Raw genomic sequence first — 1,879 nt, 5'->3', positions numbered from 1 at the left:
CACAAGAGCAAGATCAAAAGATCGCAACCTTCGGCAGCTCCTGCGCGCCTGTGGGCGCTGCCGAAGGCTGCGATTTTTTTGGTGATCACCGCCGGCCTGAGATCAGTGTCTCTTCGCCGACTGGCACCGCCAGGCTATCAATCACATGCACGCTATACCCCGGCACATTCTTCGCGTGGTGTTTGGCCTGTGAGGCCATTTCCGCTAGCTGGCTCGCGTCGAGTTGTCCGCAGGCCTGTGGATGCAGGTGCACTACGCCGATGGACAGCGACAGCAGCGGGAACTCCTGTCTTACGCCCTGGCGGTTGGGGGCGATGAAGCAGCCGGCTTCGAGGTGTTCGCTGCGGTAGAAGCGTCGGCATTGGCTGTGGAAGTCGTCCAGCAGTTGGTTCAGGCGTTTGCGCCAGTCTTCCGGGCCGAGCACCAGTAGGAAGTCGTCGCCGCCGATATGGCCGACGAAGTCGCGGGATGGGTCGACGCGGTCGTTCAGGCATTGCGCCAGGCACAGTAGGACTTCGTCCCCGCGACCGTAGCCGTAGATGTCGTTGAAGGGTTTGAAGCTGTCGATGTCCACRTAGCAGATCACCGATTCCCGTTCCTGTTGCAGCAGCCGTGTCAGGCATTGCTGGATCGGCACGTTGCCTGGCAGCAGGGTCAGCGGGTTAGCGTAGCGGGCTTGCTGGATTTTCAGTTCGGTAATCAGTTTGAGCACGTCGATCACTCGGCCCAGGCCCAGATAGCCGCCGTTGAGGGTGATGATGAAGTCTTCTTCGATGCGTTGGCGGGCGCGGCTGGTGATCAGGCGGCTGACTTGTTGCAGCGACTGGCTCAGTTCCACGGCGAGGAAGTCATCGCTCATCAAGCGGCTGATGGGTTTGCGGGCGAACAGGTCGGTGGCAAACGGCTTGAGCAGGGCGTCCGAGAGCGAATGACGGTGAACAATGCCGCACGGCCGGCCTTGCTTGTCGAGTACCGCCAGGGAGTTCAGGTTGGCCTGGCGGCGGAAGGCTTCCAGCACGGTGGCGGTCGGGGTGTCGCTGGCCATCGCCGGTTGGTCGTTGAGCAGGGCGCTGAGGTCACTGGCGTCCTCGTTCAGCATCGCTGCGGCGCTGGTTGGTTTGGGCATCAAGGTTCGGGCATCGCGGGGCGGATGCTCCTGGGGCCGGCAGAGCAGATAGCCTTGCACAAGATCGACGCCCATTTCGGTCAGCACGGCGAGTTCTTCTGACAATTCGATGCCTTCGGCGATCACTTTTGCCCGGGACGCCTTGGCGATCTGCAGGATCGAGCCGACGAATTCACGTTTGAGCGCGTCCTGATGAATGCCGTCGATAAAGTGTCGATCGATCTTGACATAATCCGGGCGCAATTCAGACCACAGCCGCAAGCTTGAATAACCCGCGCCCAGATCATCCAGCGCAATCGAAAAACCCATCGCCCGATAGTGATGCAGGGCGGTTTGCAGCAACTGGAAATCGTCGGTCGGGGTCTGTTCGGTGAGTTCGATCACCACCTGGCTCGGCGGTATGCCGAAATCCTGCAGCAGTTGCAGGGTGCGTCCGGGCTGGTGGGCGGCTTCGAGCAGGGATTCCGGGGATACATTGAGGAACAGTTTGCCGGGCAGTTGCTGTTCATTGAAACGTCGGCAAGCGCTTTGTCGGCAAGCGATTTCCAGTTCGCTGAGGCGACCGGCCTGGCGAGCGACCGCGAACAGGGCAATGGGGGAGTGCAGCGGGCTGTTGGAGGGGCCACGGCTGAGGGCTTCGTAGCCGATGATTTGTCGTTCGGAGAGAGAAATGATCGGCTGGAACAGGCTGTGCAAACCGCTTTGAGTCAGTATTGAGCTCAAGGCACTCAGCTGTTCGGTTGTGGTCATGGC

1 protein-coding gene is annotated in these 1,879 nt (G+C 60.6%); it reads right to left on the bottom strand.

The features are described from left to right. Positions 1-85: 85 nt before the first annotated feature. On the bottom strand, positions 86-1,876 hold the full coding sequence (locus tag AC1DLB_RS28950) for a bifunctional diguanylate cyclase/phosphodiesterase (protein ID WP_477743818.1): 1,791 nt from the start codon (positions 1,874-1,876) through the stop codon (positions 86-88). Positions 1,877-1,879: the final 3 nt, after the last annotated feature.

Source organism: Pseudomonas sp. 05N434 (assembly GCF_056396965.1).
Note: the sequence above shows the minus strand (reverse complement) of the source record. Positions and strands in the feature narration are given on the sequence as shown.